General features: G+C 59.9%; 15 protein-coding genes. 5 read left to right on the forward strand and 10 right to left on the reverse strand.

Annotated features, from left to right (window positions below):
* Positions 1 to 408: hypothetical protein (locus DKW72_RS09255; protein ID WP_157960446.1), on the forward strand; the 408-nt coding region annotated here is incomplete at its 5' end.
* A 68-nt stretch (positions 409 to 476) separates the two neighbouring features.
* Here DKW72_RS09255 and DKW72_RS09260 read toward each other — a convergent pair.
* From DKW72_RS09260 to pilG, 9 genes are all read right to left on the reverse strand, one after another.
* Entirely contained in the window at positions 477 to 998 is a 522-nt protein-coding gene (locus DKW72_RS09260; protein WP_111642079.1) for a hypothetical protein, read from the reverse strand.
* Between the two features lie 15 nt (positions 999 to 1,013).
* Entirely contained in the window at positions 1,014 to 1,511 is a 498-nt protein-coding gene (locus DKW72_RS09265; protein ID WP_111642080.1) for a chemotaxis protein CheW, read from the reverse strand.
* 3 nt (positions 1,512 to 1,514) lie between these two features.
* Positions 1,515 to 2,444, reverse strand: coding sequence for a chemotaxis protein CheB (locus DKW72_RS09270; RefSeq protein ID WP_157960447.1), 930 nt, complete (start codon positions 2,442 to 2,444; stop codon positions 1,515 to 1,517).
* A gap of 16 nt (positions 2,445 to 2,460) precedes the next feature.
* A complete protein-coding gene (locus DKW72_RS09275) occupies positions 2,461 to 8,418 on the reverse strand; it encodes an Hpt domain-containing protein (RefSeq protein WP_111642082.1) in 5,958 nt (1,985 codons plus the stop codon).
* A 12-nt stretch (positions 8,419 to 8,430) separates the two neighbouring features.
* The gene (locus tag DKW72_RS09280) at positions 8,431 to 9,294 is read right to left on the reverse strand and encodes a CheR family methyltransferase (protein WP_111642083.1); all 864 of its coding nucleotides are present in this window, start codon (positions 9,292 to 9,294) and stop codon (positions 8,431 to 8,433) included.
* A 16-nt stretch (positions 9,295 to 9,310) separates the two neighbouring features.
* Positions 9,311 to 11,539 (reverse strand): methyl-accepting chemotaxis protein, encoded by a 2,229-nt coding sequence (locus DKW72_RS09285; protein ID WP_111642084.1) that lies wholly within the window; start codon positions 11,537 to 11,539, stop codon positions 9,311 to 9,313.
* Between the two features lie 98 nt (positions 11,540 to 11,637).
* Positions 11,638 to 12,180: a chemotaxis protein CheW gene (locus tag DKW72_RS09290; protein ID WP_111642085.1), complete on the reverse strand. Its 543-nt coding sequence runs from the start codon at positions 12,178 to 12,180 to the stop codon at positions 11,638 to 11,640.
* Between the two features lie 65 nt (positions 12,181 to 12,245).
* Entirely contained in the window at positions 12,246 to 12,608 is a 363-nt protein-coding gene (gene pilH, locus DKW72_RS09295) for a twitching motility response regulator PilH (protein ID WP_111642086.1), read from the reverse strand.
* 144 nt (positions 12,609 to 12,752) lie between these two features.
* Positions 12,753 to 13,148: a twitching motility response regulator PilG gene (pilG, locus tag DKW72_RS09300; protein ID WP_111642087.1), complete on the reverse strand. Its 396-nt coding sequence runs from the start codon at positions 13,146 to 13,148 to the stop codon at positions 12,753 to 12,755.
* Between the two features lie 340 nt (positions 13,149 to 13,488).
* Here pilG and gshB point away from each other — a divergent pair, with 340 nt between their 5' ends.
* The 4 genes from gshB to ruvX all read left to right on the forward strand — a co-directional run bounded on the left by gshB (position 13,489) and on the right by ruvX (position 16,457).
* A complete protein-coding gene (gene gshB / locus DKW72_RS09305; protein WP_111642343.1) occupies positions 13,489 to 14,454 on the forward strand; it encodes a glutathione synthase in 966 nt (321 codons plus the stop codon).
* Positions 14,455 to 14,462: 8 nt separating this feature from the next.
* A complete protein-coding gene (locus tag DKW72_RS09310) occupies positions 14,463 to 15,365 on the forward strand; it encodes a TonB family protein (RefSeq protein WP_111642088.1) in 903 nt (300 codons plus the stop codon).
* Positions 15,366 to 15,434: 69 nt separating this feature from the next.
* Positions 15,435 to 16,034, forward strand: coding sequence for a YqgE/AlgH family protein (locus tag DKW72_RS09315; protein WP_111642089.1), 600 nt, complete (start codon positions 15,435 to 15,437; stop codon positions 16,032 to 16,034).
* 18 nt (positions 16,035 to 16,052) lie between these two features.
* Positions 16,053 to 16,457, forward strand: coding sequence for a Holliday junction resolvase RuvX (gene ruvX, locus DKW72_RS09320; RefSeq protein WP_111642344.1), 405 nt, complete (start codon positions 16,053 to 16,055; stop codon positions 16,455 to 16,457).
* Between the two features lie 302 nt (positions 16,458 to 16,759).
* On the opposite strand, the gene DKW72_RS09325 is transcribed toward ruvX, so the two are convergent.
* Complete coding sequence (locus tag DKW72_RS09325) at positions 16,760 to 17,896, reverse strand: PilT/PilU family type 4a pilus ATPase (RefSeq protein WP_111642090.1); 1,137 nt, start codon at positions 17,894 to 17,896, stop codon at positions 16,760 to 16,762.
* Between the last annotated feature and the right edge of the window lie 3 nt (positions 17,897 to 17,899).

Raw genomic sequence — 17,899 nt, forward strand, 5'->3', positions numbered from 1 at the left:
GTCCAAGTTACCCGCGTCATCCCAGTCGAGGCGTTGATCCTGGATCAGCCCCAGGCCCGGCAGGCTTGCCCGAATACGGTTGACCCGGCCATTGCTTGGCGTGTGGGTGCTGTATTGGCTCACGCCGTTGCCGTACAAAGCGTGGGTGACATTGCCTCGAACATCCATGGCCTGCGCCCGGTAGTAGGTGGTACGGGGGGTGCCATTAACGTGCACCGCATCCGTGAGCCGGTGCAGATGGCCGTTCTGATAGTAATGCTGAACACCATTGTCGTTGAAGTTCGCACCGCTGCGGGCGGCGTCGAAAACCTGGAAGACCCGCCCGTATTGGTCGTAGGTGATGCGTTCGTGATGGGTTTGGAATTGACCAGTATTACGACAAAAGCTCCCACACCACCAACGCGGTAGCCAGAGCCCGGCGCGCGCAATGGATTGGCCCGCTCTATCTCGCAGGGCAGGCGTGGCGGCCTAGCGGCTCAGTTGAGCCGCTCGCGGATGATCACCGGGTCGCGGGTGTTGACGTAGAGGAAGGTGAAGGGACGATAAAGGCTCTCTTCGTTGTCATCACAGCTGACAGCGTCGACGAACTGATAGATCAGCTCAACCGTCACCACATCGTCGCTGGTCTGTTCAGCGGTCCAACCCGACTGCAGCGCCACATGGTCGTTACACTCATCGATCAAACCGCCGTCGACAACGACTATCTGGCCGGTCTCGAAGTTGGGGTCGCCAACGGCACTGTTGTCATCGATGAAGTAAGTGTCATACCACTCCCAGTACTCTTCAAGGTCGCGTACGACGTAGACACGTCGGGCTTCGCCATCGAGGGTATCGAAGGGATAGGCACCGTCAAACCAGAATTCCATCGCCACGGGATCGGGGTCTTCTTCCTCCGGCTCAGCCGGATTGAAAGGCTCATCCCGGGACGCGCCACAGGCACTCATAAGCGCTGCCGCCAAGGCCAATAACAGGGCCTTAGACCACCAAGTCTTGATCATTGTTAAAGTCTCGTATCAGTATCCGAGGCGTTCGCGTACTTCCAGACAGGCCCGTTCCATGGCCGCCAGATCAGGAATGATCGCCGCCTCCCCCGCCCAACTCACCTGTAGCCGTTCATAGGGGTGACAGTGCACGTCACGCTCGTGAATTTCATCTTCGTGCACCCGCGCCAGCGAGGGAATACCCTGGGTGACAATGGCCAGGAACGGCAGGTCAGGGCTGACACCGGTGCTGTTAAGAACGGCAATCCGTCCGCGGGGGTTGGACTCCGGCAGACTCTCGCCGTTCAGTCGTTCGAAGGATAACAGAGGTAACCGTTGTTCGCGCCAAAGTAATTCGCCCAGATACCACTCCGGGGCGCCCGGCACGGGGTCGGCGGCGGCCGGGGGCACGATCTCGGCAACGGTCACGTTAGGCAGCAACAACGGCTGATGCACCATAGGCACAAGCAGGCTGGGCACTTCACCGGCGCGCTCCTGGGTCTGCTGGACGGGCTGCTGAGTGGTGGTCATGATTTAGCTACCTTGGTGTTGGGTTCTTTCATTGTGCATCTGCCGTGTCGTCAGGCTCTCGGCAAATGCCTGGCCGAGCGCGATCGGCGGCGCGCAGCGATGCACCTGGGTTGCCGCCAGCACCGAATCGGGCATGGACGGAATAATACAACTCTCCGGAGCCTGCACCCACACCTGACCGCCACGTCGATGCAACAGACGGCTGGCACTGGCCCCGTCATCGCCCATGCCGCTGAACACCAGAAGTCCGGCATGACTGCCCCAGGTGTGGGCCAGGTTGTTGCCCAGCTGGTCGATGGAGGGCGCGTAGGTGCCCGCCCAGGTACCGCCCGTAAATGACAGGGTACCGTTTTCCTGCAACTCCACTTGCCGGTCGGCATCCAGCAGAATCAGACTGTCCGGCTCCACCACCATCCCTTCGGCGGCGGTGCATACCCGATAAGCGCCAGCGCTGGCGAGCATCTTCGCCAACACCCGGTTTTGCCCAACGTCGATGTGCTGGGCGTAGATGAAAGCGACATCGAGCCCGATGGGTACCTGCGCCATAAAGTCTCGCACGGCACTCGGGCCGCCGGTCGAGGCACCCAGCAACCAGATGTAACGCGCCGGACGCACCCGCTGCAATTCCAGCGCGCCATCGAGCCGGCGCAGCTTTTCCGTCAAACGCCGCAGCCAGGCCTGGTGCTCGGGCGACCCAGGTGTGCTGCAATCGTCACTGAAAAACACCGGCACCCCGGCGTCGAGCAACCAATCATCAAAATCACCGGCTGTCGACAAATTGAGGCTGGCGTCTACCACCCAGGCGTCAACCTGGGCCGACGGACGCTGCAACAGACCACAGCCGGTCACCGCCACTTTATGGCCAGCGCCGGTGACACAGGCGCGCAGGGCCGGCAGCTTGTCGGCGCTGTCAGTGAGAATACCAATGCGCAACCCCGGAGTGACCACCCTAGCCCGCCGTCTGTTCCAGCTGCAACAGCTCGTTGATGTTGCGCAGCAGGATGTCCTCCTGATAGGGCTTACCCATGTAACGGTTGACCCCCAACGCCAACGCCCGCTCCCGGTGTTTTTCCCCGGTGCGAGAGGTGATCATGATGATCGGTAAGTGCTTGAGGCGCGAGCTGCTACGCACATTCTGAGCCACTTCAAAACCGTCCATACGCGGCATTTCAATATCCAGCAACATCAGATCCGGTACCCGCTCCTGCAACTGCAGCAGCGCTTCCGCTCCGTCTTTCGCGGTGAGCACCTGGAAGCCTTCACGCTCCAGGAAGCGCCCGGTCACCTTGCGCACAGTCACCGAGTCATCCACCACCATGATGGTGCGCTCGCCGGTCTCGTCGCCGCGACGGCTGCCAATCTCCGGATCCAGCAGTGTCGCCTTGAGTCCCAGCGCGAGCTGCTCGCGGATCAGGGCATGCAAGTCGAGAATGACCACCACGCTGCCGTCACCAGTCACGGTAGCACCGGAGAGTCCGCGCACCGCGCCAAACTGCGGCCCCAGGGTTTTTACCACAATCTCGCGGCTACCCTGCAGGCGATCGACCTGTAGCGCCACGGTGTGCTCGGCGCTGCGGACAAGTACTACCGGGAGCGGCAGTCCCTGACCGTCCAGCTTGGGGCGCGACTCGCTGTCGAGCAGGCCGCCCAGGTAACGCACCAGATAATTTTCACCGGCGTACTCAAAGCGCGCGTCTTCGTCCTGATAGTAGTGCTCCAACTCAAACGGGCTGATGCGCACAATACCTTCGATGGTGTTGAGCGGAATGGCGTAGTTGTCTTCGCCAATCTGTACCATCAGAGCCCGGTTGACCGACACGGTAAACGGCAGGCGGACGATAAACTCGGTGCCCTGGCCTTCTTCCGATTGAATGAACATGGCGCCGCCGAGCTGTTTGATCTCGGAGTGAACCACGTCCATGCCGACACCGCGGCCGGAAATCTGAGTGACCTTGTCTGCCGTGGAGAAGCCCGCATTCAGAATAAACTGCAGGATCTCGTCGTCATTCAAGTCCGCGTCCGGTTTCATCAGACCGCGTTCAATCGCGATCTGTCGCACCCGTTCGCGATTGATGCCCTTGCCGTCGTCGGCCAGGCGCAGAATCACGTCACCACCCTCGCGGTTGAGCGTCAGGCGAATGCGTCCGGTGTCAGGCTTACCCGCCGAGCGGCGCGCTTCAACCGGTTCAATGCCGTGGTCGACAGCGTTGCGCAGCATATGCTCCAACGGTGCCACCATTCGCTCGAGGACCGAACGATCCAGTTCGCCCTCAACGTTATCCAATTCGATGTTGACGTCTTTGCCCAGCTCACTCGCAGCCTGACGTACGATCCGGCGCAAGCGCGGTACCAGGCGTGAGAAAGGCACCATGCGCGAGCGCATCAGACCTTCCTGCAGTTCCGAGTTGATGCGCGATTGTTGCAGCAACAGGGTTTCCGTGTCGCGGTTTTTGTCGGCGATGGTGGACTTCAAGTCCATCAAATCCGACGCTGACTCCATGAGCGAGCGCGACAGCTGCTGCAGCTGGGTGTAACGGTCCATTTCGAGCGGATCGAAATCTTCATCCTGCCCCAACTGTTCCTGGCGGAACAACACCTGGGCTTCGGTTTCAATATCCAGCCGGCGCAACTGTTCCTGCAAACGCTCAATGGTCGCATCCATTTCACCCAGTGCCAGGCCAAGGTCGCTGACCTGCTCTTCCATACGGCCGCGACTGATGGCCGTTTCCCCGGCGAGGTTGACCAGCTCTTCGAGCAGGTCCGAAGGTACTTTGATCACTTCCTGTGGGGCGCTGCGACGCGCGGCCAACTGGCCGCTCTGATCGCCCTGGGGCTTGGCCTTTTTGTCCTTGCCGAAGGGCACGACATTGCCACTGGCGGGAGCTGCTGGCTCGGTCTTGCCGGGAGCGGTCTGTTCAGCGGGCAACGGTTCGTCAGACGTTTCCGACGTCTGACTAAACGCTACATCGGCATCCGCGCTTACCTCTGGGTTGGCAGTGGCATCGCTGACAGGCGCATCCGCGACACTCGCGGCCGGCTCGGGCATGGGCTCGGGTTCACGCCCATCCAGACGCGCGCGCACGCGCTCGACACCGGCATGCAACTGATCCTGATAGCTGTGCAACTGTTTGAACAACTCGCCATTGATCTGCTCGGGTTTGATCCCGATCAGCAGCGTTTCGTAGTCGTGGGACAGGTCACCCACATCGGTAATGCCCGCGAGACGAGCGCCCCCTTTCAGGGTGTGGAGCGCACGCTTGAGCTCTTCGACCGGCTCGGTATTTTCCCAATCGTCGTCCCAGTCCTGCACCGACTGCTCAATATCTTCGAGCAGTTCGTTAGCCTCTTCGAGGAAAATCTCGACGATTTCTTCATCCAGCTCGTCGTCGCCGTCGAGCACACTGGAAACATACTCTTCCACATCTTCCCGGCCGGTATGGTGGTGCACAGGCTCTGGTACCGACGCTGGCTCCTCGGTCGCCATCTCGGTCGGGGTTTCTGACTCAGGAGTCGCCACCGGCGCTTGCGCCCGGGCAATCAGTTCATCCAGGCCTGTCCGAATCGCCTCAGGCGGCTCTTGCAGGTTTTGACCGACGGCAACCGCATCCACCAGGTCGAGCATTGCGTTGTGGGCATCGGTCAAAAGCGCACACAAGGCGTCATCACAGGGCAAGGTACCGCTGTTGACGCCCCGGTATACCGCTTGCAACTGCTCGCCAAGGTCGATCATCGGTGGCAGGTTGGCGTGGCGCGCGCCGTTGGTCAGCGTCACCAGCTCAGTCTGCAAGGGCTCTAACTGGGCCAGGTCATCGGGCGTCTTTTGCCACTGGGCAATAATCTGATCCGCATCCAGGAGCAGGTCCATCTCCTCGGCCATAAAGATGGCGAGCAACTCCGGATCGATGGCGGCTTCACCTTTTTTGTTCGCTTCTTCCTGACGCACCAGCGGGCCGATGGCCAGCTCGCGCAGTTCCGCTACGCGGGCCAGAAACTGTTGCAGGCGCGGAATATAGACCTCTTCGCCGGCCTTGATGTCATCCAATGCCGAGCGGGTATAGCTGACCGCGTCACGCAGTAACTGGAGCATGTCATCGTTGATGGCCACCTGATAGGTACGCAGCTCTTTGGCAAACCTTTCCAGTGGGGTTACCAGCTCGGCGATGGGCCCGATATCTGCCATATGGGCGCTGCCCTTGAGCGTGTGAAGGGCACGCTGGGTGGCGTCGCTCGGCGGCGTGTAGAGTGGTGCCTGCTGGGCCATTTCCGCAATATAGTCTTCCACCACGGCGAGGTGGGCCAGTGCTTCGCCACCAAAAATATCCCAAAGCTGGGCGTCACTATCGTCCTCGGGCTCAACAATCGAAACACTGGGCTCTTCAACCGCTTGCTCGGGTTCTCGCTCAGGTTCTGGCACGTTGTCTTCAGGGAGCGTGAGCAATTCGTCAGGCAAGTCGCCTTTGGCAAGCCGGTTGGCATAGGCCTCAAGAGTACTGACCTGCTCAGGCGCCGGGTTGGGCTGTTTGTGTTCGAAGGCGCTGATCAACTCGGGCAACAAGCCCCGGACCTGCTCGATCAGATTGACCTGGGCCTGGTGCGACGGCACGGTGCCATCGAGGATACGGTTGAGCATGTTCTCAACAGACCACGCCAGCTCGCCGATGACATTGGCACCCACCATCCGGCCGCTGCCTTTGAGGGTATGGAACGCCCGGCGGAATTCGTTCAGGGCATCTGTGTTGTCAAAGTCCGCCGCCCAACGCGGAAAGTGTTCATTGATCGCCTCGGTGACTTCGCCCGCTTCTTCGATAAAGATTTCGAGGATTTCTTCATCGATTTCGTCGTCATCGTCTTCGTCCTGCTCGGCACTGACGACCGGGCCGGGGGGTTCAACGGCTTCCTCGGGAACGGTCAACTCGACGTCTTCGACCTCACCCCCGGACGTCAAAGACTCCAAGGACAATTCCGCTTCACCGTCGGTCTCGAATTCAGCCTCGGCCTCATCATCCAGCGTCAACTCGGTTTCGGCTGCCGCTCGCTCGGGGTCTTCACTTTCCTCGTCGTCGCCGGGTAGCGACAGTTCGATTTCCTCGGCGCTTTCGTCGAGGTCTTCGCCCGCCAACTCGGCGTCAGCATCGATTGCATACTCGGCGGCGGGTTCACTTTCACGCTCTTCCTCTGGTGCCGCTGCCTGACTTTCTGGACCTTTGGGCGCAACCGCATACCCCAGACTGGCCAGACTTTCCTCTGCCATGGTCAGGAGCAGTTCGCGCTCTTCATCGGGCGTATCCGTGCTGCGCTCAAGGTAGTATTCGACCCCGGTCATGGCATCCGCCAGCGTGTCCAACTCGGACCACTCGGGGGTATGCTGAGCCTCAATCAAACGCTCATCAATGTAGCGGGCACACGCGCCGAGGATGCGCGCCGGGCGGGGCATGGGAACCATTTCCAAACCGCCTCGAATTTCCCGCAGGGTGGCGGGCACAGCACTCAAGTGCTCGCGGTTCCACTGCGACGCGATATACTCAACGATCGCGTCTTTGGCCTGCTCGAGGCCGTTGCGCGACTCGCGCACGACCGATTCCTGCGCGAGGTTAAGGTTGAGATCGGCCTCGCTGCGCTTGTCCCCGGACTCGCGACCATGTTGATTCACCAGTTGGTCGAGACCATCCTCAATTTCCAACAAACGATGCGCCACCGTCATCAACGCTTCGCCATCGAGACTGTCCGCGCTGGTGAAACGCTGAAGTTCATCCGCCTGCGCGCCCACTTTGGTCCGCAAGTCGGCCATGCCCAGTACCGCCATGGTATCGGCCACGCGCTTCATGACTGGCAGCGCGTCACTGGCAAGCGTCTCACGCTCACCGGTCATAAGGACATGGTCGAGCACATCCTTCACGGTACTCAACTCGTCCTTCAGGGCGTCCGCGACCGACTGCATGGCCGCCGTATCGGGCGAAGACAGGAAGTCACCCTGATCATCTCCAGCTTCGCGCCCCTCGGGCAGCGCGTGCTCAAGGTTGTACAGCTGATAGATTTTTTGCAGATGCGAGTCGCTGGCAAAACCCGGGCTGTGTTTCCCGGAGCGGGCAACGTAATAAAGCAGGTTGTGCAGCAATTCATCCGACGTGGGCTTGTCGAGGGCAGGCAATCCTTCGGCGAGCAGGGTTTTAATTTCGCCGTCCAGTTGTCGCAATACATTTTTAATGGACACGGTCGAATCAACCGCGTCCATTTCCAGCGCTTCGGCCAGGGCCAGACAGATGCCCCAAATGGGTTGGCGCACGCTGCCCTGAGTAATGGTTTGCATGCGTTGGAAAACTTTGACCAGGTAGCCAAGGCTTTCGTCTTTATTGACGTCGCGGATATATCCGGCAGCGGCATACTGATACATCTGGCGCAGTTTCTGCACCATGGCCCGGAACTGGATATCATCCTTGGCGGCGGGAATGCGCTCTCCCGACACTTGACGCGCCGGAGCCATATTGGGCACAAACAGATGAGTCTCGCTGATCAGACTTTCGCCGCGCACAGCGCGCAGGTCGTTAAGCAGGGGCAGTACCGTAAGGGGGTTGTCCTGCTGGGTGCGCTGGACCCGATCGAGGTACGGAGGGAACTGCAAGATCGCCCGCATCAACACTTCTTGTGCTTCGCCGGTATTGCGGATTTTACCGTCGGCCATGCGTTGGGCGAGCTTTTCCATCTCCTCGGCCATCATGGCGGCGCCGTGCAATTCGATCATCTGCAAACTGCCGCGCACCTGGTGCATGTACGTCAGGCAGAACCGCAGTTGCGCGCTGTCCTGCGGATTCTCAACGTACGCCTCCAGGGCTTGGCGCGCCTGGGTCAGAGTCTCACTAATTTCGGCAACAACCCAGTCCAGGGCGGCAAAGTTGCGGTTATCTGCCATCGGAAGCCTTCCTCATTGTTCTTGTTGGTCGTGGCGAAGGTAGGCCTGAACCTGGCCCGCTTTCACCCGGCGCACCTTCGGGTGCTCCCAGCCCGGTGCTTCCCCCAAACCCACCACCAGCAGACCGCCTGGCTTGAGCCGCTCGACGCAGGCATTGAGGATGTCGCGGCGCAGCCAGCGACGAAAATAAATCAACAAATTCTGACAAAAAATAACGTCCTGTTTGACCGGCGGCATCGTTTGAATCGCCATGAGATTTCCGTGAGTGAAACAGATGCGTTCACGCAGACTCACATCGACCTGATAAACCCCCGGTTCCACTTCATGCACGTAACGTTCGCGCTCCGCATCACTCAGCGATTCTATCTTGCGCGCGCTGTAACACCCCCGCCTTCCCGTGCTGAGTGCGCTCATGCTGATATCAGTCGCCGTGATCCCGTAGTAGCGTTCAGCCTGCGCCTGCTCAAAGCAGGTATCGGCCATCATCGCCAGAGAGTATGGCTCTTCACCCGTCGCACAGCCCATACTCCACAAATCAAGATTATCGGCCACTGTGCCCTGGGCCAGCCGACGCGCCAAGTACTGGCGCACCAGCTCAAAAGAGGGGCGGTGGCGGAAAAAACTGGTTTCCTTCACCGCCAGGCGGTCGACCAGGACAGTCCACTCCAGACGCCCCTGCACACCGTCAGTGACTGCGCGGAAGTACTGGTTGTAATCCGTACAACCCAACTCACGCATTCGGATCGATACCTGGGACTGCAGCATCGCCCGGTGTTGATCGGCGAGCTGAATGCCCGTGCGCTCCTCCAGCAGTTTGCTCCATTGCACAAACTGACTGTCGGTCAGCGACGCTATACTCTGCAGTGACCACCCCATGAACAGCTAACTCCCACTAGACAACGGCACTGCGCGATTTTTCGTCGCGGTCGTCCTCATCGTCTTCTTCCGGGAAGTAGCCTTCGTCCTCCGGCAACAGCTCATCTTCAAGGTCGATCACGTCGCTTTCGCTGTCATCGACCCAGTTGGCTTCGCCGTCGTTGTCATAATCAACCATGTCGGTCAGTGCCAGCTCGATATCTTCCGCACCCTCTTCGTCTTGCATATGACCTTCCGGCAGTTTGAAGCCGGCGACCGATTCACGCAGGTCGAGCGCCATTTCTGCCAGGCGTCCAATAGACTGGGCCGTGGCACTGGTGCCCGCCGAGGTCTGGGTGGTGATTTCCTGAATCACGTTCATCGTGTTGGAGATGTGACCGGCCGAGGAGGCCTGCTGACGAGCAGCGTTGGAGATGTTCTGAATCAGTTCCGCCAGGTTGCCGGATACGTTCTCAATTTCTTCCAGAGCCACACCCGCATCCTGTGCCAGGCGGGCACCGCGAACAACCTCTGAGGTGGTGCTCTCCATGGAGATTACCGCCTCGTTGGTGTCGTTCTGAATCGTGCGTACCAGCGCTTCAATCTGCTTGGTCGCCGCGGCGGAACGTTCTGCAAGGCGCTGTACCTCATCCGCTACAACCGCAAAGCCGCGGCCGGCGTCACCGGCCATAGAGGCCTGAATCGCCGCGTTCAATGCGAGGATGTTGGTTTGGTCAGCAATGTCGTTAATCAGGCTAACGATGTCACCAATTTCCTGTGAGGACTCACCCAGACGTTTAATCCGCTTGGAGGTGTCCTGAATCTGCTCGCGAATGGTATCCATGCCGTGGATGGTGTTCTGTACCACCTTGGCACCCTTGCCCGCGATAGATACCGCACGTTCCGCTACCGCCGCGGACTCCGAGGCGTTAGCCGATACCTGGTCAATGGTCACCGCCATCTCGTTGACGGCCGCCGAAGCGCCGGCGATTTCCTGGGCCTGATGCTCGGAAGCCTCGGCCAGGTGCAGAGCGGTCTGCTGGGTTTCCTGCGCCGCCGTGGATACGTTCACGGCGGTTTCGTTAATCCGTGCCACCAGAACCCGCAATTGGTCGATGGTGAAGTTGATCGAGTCAGCGATGGCCCCGGTGAAGTCCTCGGTAACCGTAGCGGTGGCGGTCAGGTCACCGTCGGCGAGGTCAGCCAGTTCGTCCAGCAGGCGCAGAATCGCCTCCTGGTTGCGCTCGTTGGTTTCCGCGGTGGTCACCAGACGACGGCGCGTACCGCGGTAAATGCTGATACCGATCAGACCCAGTGCAATCACCACACCGACGGCCAGACCGAGAATGACGTTGTTGTTGATCGGGCGCACGTTGTCCAGAGTGCCGATACGGTCACTGATACTACCCAAGGCTTGCAAGAGCGCCGGGGTATCCTCAAGCAACGCGTTACTGGCAATCAGCGAGTCGAGCAGCGCCGGGGAGCCCTGGAAGATGTCGCGCACCGAGTTGTTTACGAAGGCAAAGGTCTCGGCGATATCCGCCAGACTCTCGCGCGCCTCGGCATCAGCCACACGGGTAATCTGCATGGTGACATCGCCGTTGAGCATGGCGTTGAGCACGCGCCCGTAAATATTGGCATCGAGGTTGAACTGGTCCGCAGCCGCCGCCGCACCTTCATCACCGCGCAGCATTCGGTCAACGTTGCGCCCGATACGCTCGGCCCGCCAGCTTTGCATCTGCGCTTGAGACACCTGGTCCGCCGGGGCGTCCGCCTCAAGCAGGATTTCAACCACATTGTTGTGCTGGGCCTGCAAGCCCGGCAGTGCTTCGTTCAGTGTGCGACCCACTTCGTTCAGAAAGACAATGGTCTCGCGGTTGGTCAGGATCGTCTGGGCGTTGTTGCGCACGCGCCGCCAGACGCCGTCGTAGGCGCCAAATTCCTGGCTTAGCTGGCTCCGGGTGAAAGGATCACTGCCGCGCAGACCATCCCAGGTGCTGGACATGCCAGCCACCACCGAATTCAACTCATCGAACGCCGCTTCGTCACCGGCGGTGGCGTCGCGAGACAGTGCAGTCAGGCGGTAAGCCTGAGCGCGCAGGTCGGCGGCTTGCTGAAGGTGGCGCTGATCGTCCTCGGCGCCCTGCTGAATCACCAGATAGGTGAACGGCATGGCGATGAGGAACCCGAGCAGCAGCACAACCCCCAGCGCAATCGCCGGGTTGGCTTTCACTGAGCCGAATAGGCTTCTGGATTCAGTTTTCATGTTGACACTCCTGACCGACTTTGCGTCTTATTGTTCTCAGCCAGCCGGGCCAATCCCGACGGGCTGTATCGCAACGACACACCTGCCCAGGCACTGGTTCAGTACCGGGCAGCGTTGAGAAAACGGGGATCCCGAGCCAGTTGGCCGGGTTTGAACAACAACCACTCAGTGCCGTTAATGCGGTAGCTGCCACCGACAAAGGCACTGAGATGGGAGGCGACCGGACCGGACTCCTCCCGGAATTCATCGACGGGGAAATGCTGCAACCCGTGAACCTGGTCCACCAGCAACCCGCTATAAAGCTTTTCGGTTTCGAGCACCAGGATCCGCCGCTGTTTACGGCTGCTGGTGAGTCGGTCGCCATAGAAAGCGGCCATATCAAAAATCGGCAGTAGCCGACCGCGGACGTTGGCGACGCCACAGACCCAGGACTGCACACCCGGCAGATGGGTATAATGGGGCACCTCAAGCATTTCCGTAATTTCGCCCATGGGTGCCACGAAACGGTAACCCATGAGCGAAAAGCCGATACCCGACCACATGGCCTGAATATCCGCCTGTGCTGGCAAACCACGTGCGACCGCGCGGCTGGCATCTGCCAGCGACTTCAGTGCCTGAAAAGCGGACTCTTGTGCGGCCATATCACATCCCTACCTCGGTGAGCGCGCGAACAACGCTGGTGCAGAGTCGCACCAACCTGGGTCGCCTACGCCATCACCTCATCGATGGTGGCATTCAGGGTTTCTGCCGTAATCGGCTTGGCCAGGTAAGCTTTGGCGCCCTGACGCATCCCCCAAACCCGGTCGGTCTGCTGGTCTTTGGTGGTGACAATGATCACCGGAATGTGACTGGTCTTGGCATCTTTGGTCAACTGGCGCGTGGCCTGAAAACCATTCAACCCCGGCATGACAATATCCATGAGAATGACTTCGGGCAGTTCGCTCTTGGCGATTTCGACGCCCTGCTCTCCGGTTTCTGCCACCAGCACGGAATGCCCGGCTTTTTCGAGCATGCTGGTCAATTTGTAAGTTTCGGTCGGAGAGTCGTCGACAATTAGTACTCTGGCCATAAATACCCCAATTAATAACCCAAAGTTGTTGATGTGATACGTCTTATTCTAGGCGCGGGCAACCTGGCCCGTGCGCTGCGTAACAGCTTCTGCGCGCCCGCAGTGTTCCCAGTGCCTGATACCCAAGCACAATACTTGCCAAAATCAGGAGGCCTTCGCGGTCTGCACGTGAGTCTCAATAGCGCCGAGCAATTCGCTTTTGCTGAACGGCTTGGTCAGATACTGATCGGAGCCGACAATCCGGCCTTTGGCCTTGTCGAACAAACCGTCTTTACTGGAGAGCATAATCACGGGCGTGGACTTGAATTCGCTGTTGTTTTTGATAAGCGCGCAGGTCTGGTAGCCATCAAGGCGCGGCATCATAATGTCGACAAAGATGATATCCGGACGGTTGTCCGCGATCTTCGCCAGCGCATCGAAGCCATCGGTGGCGGTAATGACCGTACAACCCACTTTCTTCAGCAAGGTTTCCGCCGTACGGCGGATGGTCTTACTGTCATCAATGACCATCACCTTTAAACTGTCCAAACTGAGATCCATAATTTCCGACCTTTAACTGTAATTGTTATGACATCAGCCATTTATTTGTGAACTGGTTCACATCTTATATGATAACTGGCTCACATAACTCGTGACGCGAGGCATTCGCTGGTAACTGCTTCAACTTGTAACACAGTTTTTGGGCTTAATCTATACGCTTTTCACGGTCACCGAGCGTGTGTGGAAGGTCCTCATTCGCGGTATTATTGTCCAGGCCGGGTGCTTGCGCCGCGAGCCCCGAAGCCTTAACTTTACGCCCCAATGGCGCGCCAAGCAACCTCTGATTAGAGTTTGCACAACTTACCGATCCAGGGTCGGATCAGCAGTGGAATTGTTTATTATGCCGATAACCCTCGGGGTTGTAATGGACCCCATCGACCAGATCACATTTTACAAGGACTCGACCCTGGCGCTGTTACTTGCCGCTCAGGAAAAGGGCTGGCAGCTGGCCTATATGGAGCCTCAGGATCTGTATTTGGCCCAGGGACAGGCCCGGGCGCGAACCCGGGCCCTGAGTGTGGCCGACAACAGCACGTCCTGGTACGAGCTGGGTGCAGAGCACGATCGCGATCTGGGCGAGCTGGACGTCATCCTGATGCGTAAAGATCCACCTTTCGATAGTGGCTACATCTACTGCACCTACATTCTCGAAGCGGCCCAGACTCAGGGTGCACTGGTGGTTAACGACCCCCGCAGCCTGCGCGACTGCAACGAGAAAGTCTTTGCGACCCGCTTTCCCCAGTGCTGTCCACCTGTGCTGGTAAGCCAGTCACCGGCGCAATTGCGGGCCTTTCATCAGGAGCATCGGGACGTCATTTTCAAACCCCTCGACGGTATGGGCGGCAGCAGCATCTTCCGCTGTCGGGCCGACGACCCCAACGTGGGCGTCATCCTGGAGACCCTGACCGAACACGGCCAGTCATTCATCATGGCCCAGCGCTTTATTCCGGAAATCAGCGCCGGCGACAAACGCATCCTGGTGGTCGACGGCAAGGCCGTGCCCTACAGCCTGGCGCGCATCCCCGCCGAGGGCGAAACCCGGGGCAATCTGGCCGCCGGTGGCCGGGGCGTGGCCCAGCCCCTGACCGAGCGGGACCGCTGGATTGTAGCCCAGGTGGCGCCCGCGTTGATTGAGCGCGGCCTGCTGTTTGTCGGGCTGGATGTCATCGGCGACTACCTTACCGAAATCAACGTCACCAGCCCCACCTGCGTACGCGAGATCGACAAAGCCCACGACACCGCCATTGGCAGCCGTTTGATGGGCGCGATTGAGAGCCGCCTGAACGCACGTCACACCGGGGTCTAGAGGACGTTATGGTAAAAAACCCGTCCTTTGACACGCCCCTGGCGGCGACCCGGGTCGATACAGGCGATCGCCTCAGCTTTACCGTGTTTTTGGCGTTAGCCGTGCATGCGCTGGTCATTTTTGGGGTGGGCTTCAACCTGCCTGAATCCCAGAGCGCGCCGCCGACGCTGGAAATCACTCTGGCCAGCCATCGCAGCGAACGGGCACCGGACGAAGCCGACTTTCTGGCGCAACACAACCAGGAGGCCAGCGGCACTGAAGTCGACCCCCGTCAGCTGACCACCGACCATCATGCGGAATTTGCCGATACCCGAATCAATGAAGTGAACCCCACCCCGCAGGTCCAGGCGGTACGCCCCCAGGAGCAGCAGGAGCAAGAGCTGCTCAGCACCCGCGGGGAGAGCACCCGGGTACTCCCGACGCCAGACCCGGAGCCCGAACGCGCACAAGAAGCCCAAGAGGGCGAGCTGCAGGATCGGCCCATGCTCAGCGCCGAAATTGCCAGCCTGCAGGCCAAACTCGATCAGCAACGCCAGGAAATGGCCCGACGCCCGCGCATTCATCGGCTGACGTCGGTGGCCACGCGCGAGTCAGCCGACGCCCGCTACCTGCATCAGTGGAGCAGCAAGATTGAGGATGTGGGCAACCGCAACTATCCCCAGGAGGCATTGGTGCGCCGACTCACTGGCGATCTGCGCCTGATGGTGGCCGTCAATGCCGACGGCAGTATTCACAGCGTGGAGATCTCCCAGTCTTCGGGCGAGCGCCTGCTCGACGATGCCGCCCTGCGGATTGTGCGTATGGCAGCCCCCTTTGAACCCTTTCCTCCGGAGCTGCGTAATCAGTATGACAGGCTCGAGATTATCCGGACCTGGCGGTTCGAAATTACCGGGCTTTCCACCGGTCGCTAGCGACCCACGAGCCCGGGTTTATTTCGGTGGCGCGCTTGTTTTTATCCCCGGAGGCCCCATACTGAGACTATGAGCATTCATTATCGCGACACCCGTAACGCCTCGAGCGAACTCACTGAAGGCAGCCTGCGCAATCACTTCCTGATTGCCATGCCCGGCCTGAAGGACACCGCGTTTGCCCATACCATCACCTACATCTGTGAACACGGCAGCGACGGTGCCATGGGGGTTGTGGTGAATAACGCCCTGCCTATCGACGTCGGCGAAATCCTCGAACAGATGGAACTGTCCGATCAGGCCAACATCGCTCACCACCCGGTACTCGCGGGCGGCCCGGTGCAAACCGAGCGCGGTTTTGTGTTGCACACCGGTGAGCACGAGTTCCAGTCGACCCTGGCGGTTTCACCCCGGGTCAAGGTGACCTCTTCCAAAGATGTGATCGAGGCACTGGCCGGTGGTGTCGGGCCCGACAACTTCCTGATTGCCCTGGGCTATGCCGGCTGGGAACCCGGACAGTTGGAGCAGGAAATCGCCAACAACGCCTGGCTGACCCTGCCCGCCGATCCGGATATTCTGTTCAAGACGCCCATGGAACAGCGCTGGGCACTGGCGTCGCGCCAACTGGGCGTCGACCTCAACCTCATTTCCAGCACCGCCGGTCACGCCTGACGGTACGCTGCGTTGATTATGCTCGCCTTCGATTACGGCCTGAAAAACATCGGCGTCGCCAGCGGCCAGACGGTCACTGGTGGTGCCAACGCACTCCCCGCCCTTAAAGCCCGCGACGGCATTCCCAATTGGGACCAGATCAAAGCCCTGCTCGACGAGTGGCGCCCGGAAAAGGTATTGGTCGGCTTGCCGCTCAATATGGACGGTAGCGACAGCGAGATGTGCGCCCGCGCACGCAAGTTTGCCAACCGCATACACGGGCGCTTTGGTGTGCCGGTGGAGTTGGTGGATGAGCGGCTGTCGAGCTTCGAGGCCAAAGGCGAAGTCCTCGCCGCCGGAGGATCGGCCGACTTTGGCCGCAACCCCGTAGACTCCATCGCCGCCCGGCTAATTCTGGAGAGCTGGCTGGCATCTCGGCCCTAAACTCACGACAGAGCCAGAACGAGAGCGTCGAGTCCGGGCACCCCCTCCCGGGACACGCCGTGAACCCATCCCTGGGGGCTCGACTGCCGCCATCCAGGCGGCAGACGGTCCCGGGAGGGGGTGCCCGGACTCGACTCGTGCCACCTGCGAAGATCGCATTAGGACCTCAGCCGGCGTCGGGGTGGCGGATACCTTTCCGGGACTGTGCGCAGCAGGGATGCTGCGCTCAAGCCCCCAGGGACGGGTTCACGGCGGGTCCCGGAAAGGTATCCGCCACCCCGGCACTACCAACGTGGCTGTCGCTAGTAGCGATCCGCATCCGGGCCGTCCTGGAGGGACAGTTCGTCGGCGGCGCTGGAGAGGTAGTCGGCGTCGGACTCGGAGCCGAGCTTGATCATCAGACGCAGGTCGTTGGGTGAATCGGCGTAGGACAGCGCATCCTCGTAGGTAATCTCGCCGCTGCTGTAAAGCTCGTACAGCGCCTGATCGAAAGTCTGCATCCCCAGCTCGGTCGACTTCTTCATCAACTCCTTGAGCTCGTTCACCTCACCTTTGCGAATCAGATCCGCGGCCAGAGGGGTATTGAGCAGCACCTCCATACAGGCGCGACGGCCCTTGCCATCCGGGGTCGGAATCAGCTGTTGGGCGACGATGCCGCGCAGGTTGAGCGACAGGTCCATCCATAGCTGCCGGTGCCGGTCGGCAGGGAAGAAGTGAATGATCCGGTCGAGCGCCTGGTTGGCGTTGTTGGCGTGCAGGGTACACAAACACAGGTGCCCGGTTTCGGCAAAGGCGATAGCGTGTTCCATGGTCTCACGGGTACGCACCTCACCGATCAGGATCACATCCGGGGCCTGACGCAGGGTATTTTTCAAGGCTATATCAAAGGAATCCGTATCGATGCCCACTTCGCGCTGGGTGATGATGCAGCCTTCGTGCTGGTGGATAAACTCGATCGGATCTTCAATGGAAATGATATGGCCTTTGGAATTCCGGTTGCGATGCCCGATCATCGCCGCGAGCGAGGTGGACTTACCGGTACCGGTAGCGCCGACAAACATCACCAGGCCGCGCTTGGTCATGGCCAGCTCTTTGATAATGTCCGGCAGGCCCAGGTCGTCGATCCGGGGGATCTGGGTTTCGATACGGCGCAGCACCATGCCCGCCAGATTGCGCTGGTAAAAAGCGCTGGCCCGAAAACGACCGACGCCGCGGGCGCTGATCGCAAAGTTGAGTTCTTTTTCCTCGAGAAACTCTGTACGCTGCTTCTCGTTCATCACCCCCAGAACAATCTCGCGCACCTTTTCCGGTGCCAGCGATGTCGTAGTGACCGGAACAATTTTCCCGTTCAGTTTCATCGACGGCGGCACGCCGGCGGTAATAAAAAGATCCGAAGCGCCCTTCTCTACCATCAGGGACAATAACCGATCAAAGTCCATCGC

The sequence above is a fragment of the Marinimicrobium alkaliphilum genome, from assembly GCF_003259155.1.
GTDB lineage: Bacteria > Pseudomonadota > Gammaproteobacteria > Pseudomonadales > Cellvibrionaceae > Marinimicrobium_A > Marinimicrobium_A alkaliphilum.

Excerpts from the sequence above, each read along its gene's own strand:
- DKW72_RS09325 (WP_111642090.1), bottom strand. The coding sequence starts at position 17,896 with ATGGACTTTGATCGGTTATTGTCCCTGATGGTAGAGAAGGGCGCTTCG.
- DKW72_RS09310 (WP_111642088.1), top strand. The coding sequence starts at position 14,463 with ATGGTAAAAAACCCGTCCTTTGACACGCCCCTGGCGGCGACCCGGGTC.
- DKW72_RS09285 (WP_111642084.1), bottom strand. The coding sequence starts at position 11,539 with ATGAAAACTGAATCCAGAAGCCTATTCGGCTCAGTGAAAGCCAACCCG.
- pilH (WP_111642086.1), bottom strand. The coding sequence starts at position 12,608 with ATGGCCAGAGTACTAATTGTCGACGACTCTCCGACCGAAACTTACAAA.
- DKW72_RS09290 (WP_111642085.1), bottom strand. The coding sequence starts at position 12,180 with ATGGCCGCACAAGAGTCCGCTTTTCAGGCACTGAAGTCGCTGGCAGAT.
- DKW72_RS09275 (WP_111642082.1), bottom strand. The coding sequence starts at position 8,418 with ATGGCAGATAACCGCAACTTTGCCGCCCTGGACTGGGTTGTTGCCGAA.
- DKW72_RS09315 (WP_111642089.1), top strand. The coding sequence starts at position 15,435 with ATGAGCATTCATTATCGCGACACCCGTAACGCCTCGAGCGAACTCACT.
- DKW72_RS09280 (WP_111642083.1), bottom strand. The coding sequence starts at position 9,294 with ATGGGGTGGTCACTGCAGAGTATAGCGTCGCTGACCGACAGTCAGTTT.
- DKW72_RS09265 (WP_111642080.1), bottom strand. The coding sequence starts at position 1,511 with ATGACCACCACTCAGCAGCCCGTCCAGCAGACCCAGGAGCGCGCCGGT.
- DKW72_RS09260 (WP_111642079.1), bottom strand. The coding sequence starts at position 998 with ATGATCAAGACTTGGTGGTCTAAGGCCCTGTTATTGGCCTTGGCGGCA.
- gshB (WP_111642343.1), top strand. The coding sequence starts at position 13,489 with ATGCCGATAACCCTCGGGGTTGTAATGGACCCCATCGACCAGATCACA.
- ruvX (WP_111642344.1), top strand. The coding sequence starts at position 16,053 with ATGCTCGCCTTCGATTACGGCCTGAAAAACATCGGCGTCGCCAGCGGC.
- pilG (WP_111642087.1), bottom strand. The coding sequence starts at position 13,148 with ATGGATCTCAGTTTGGACAGTTTAAAGGTGATGGTCATTGATGACAGT.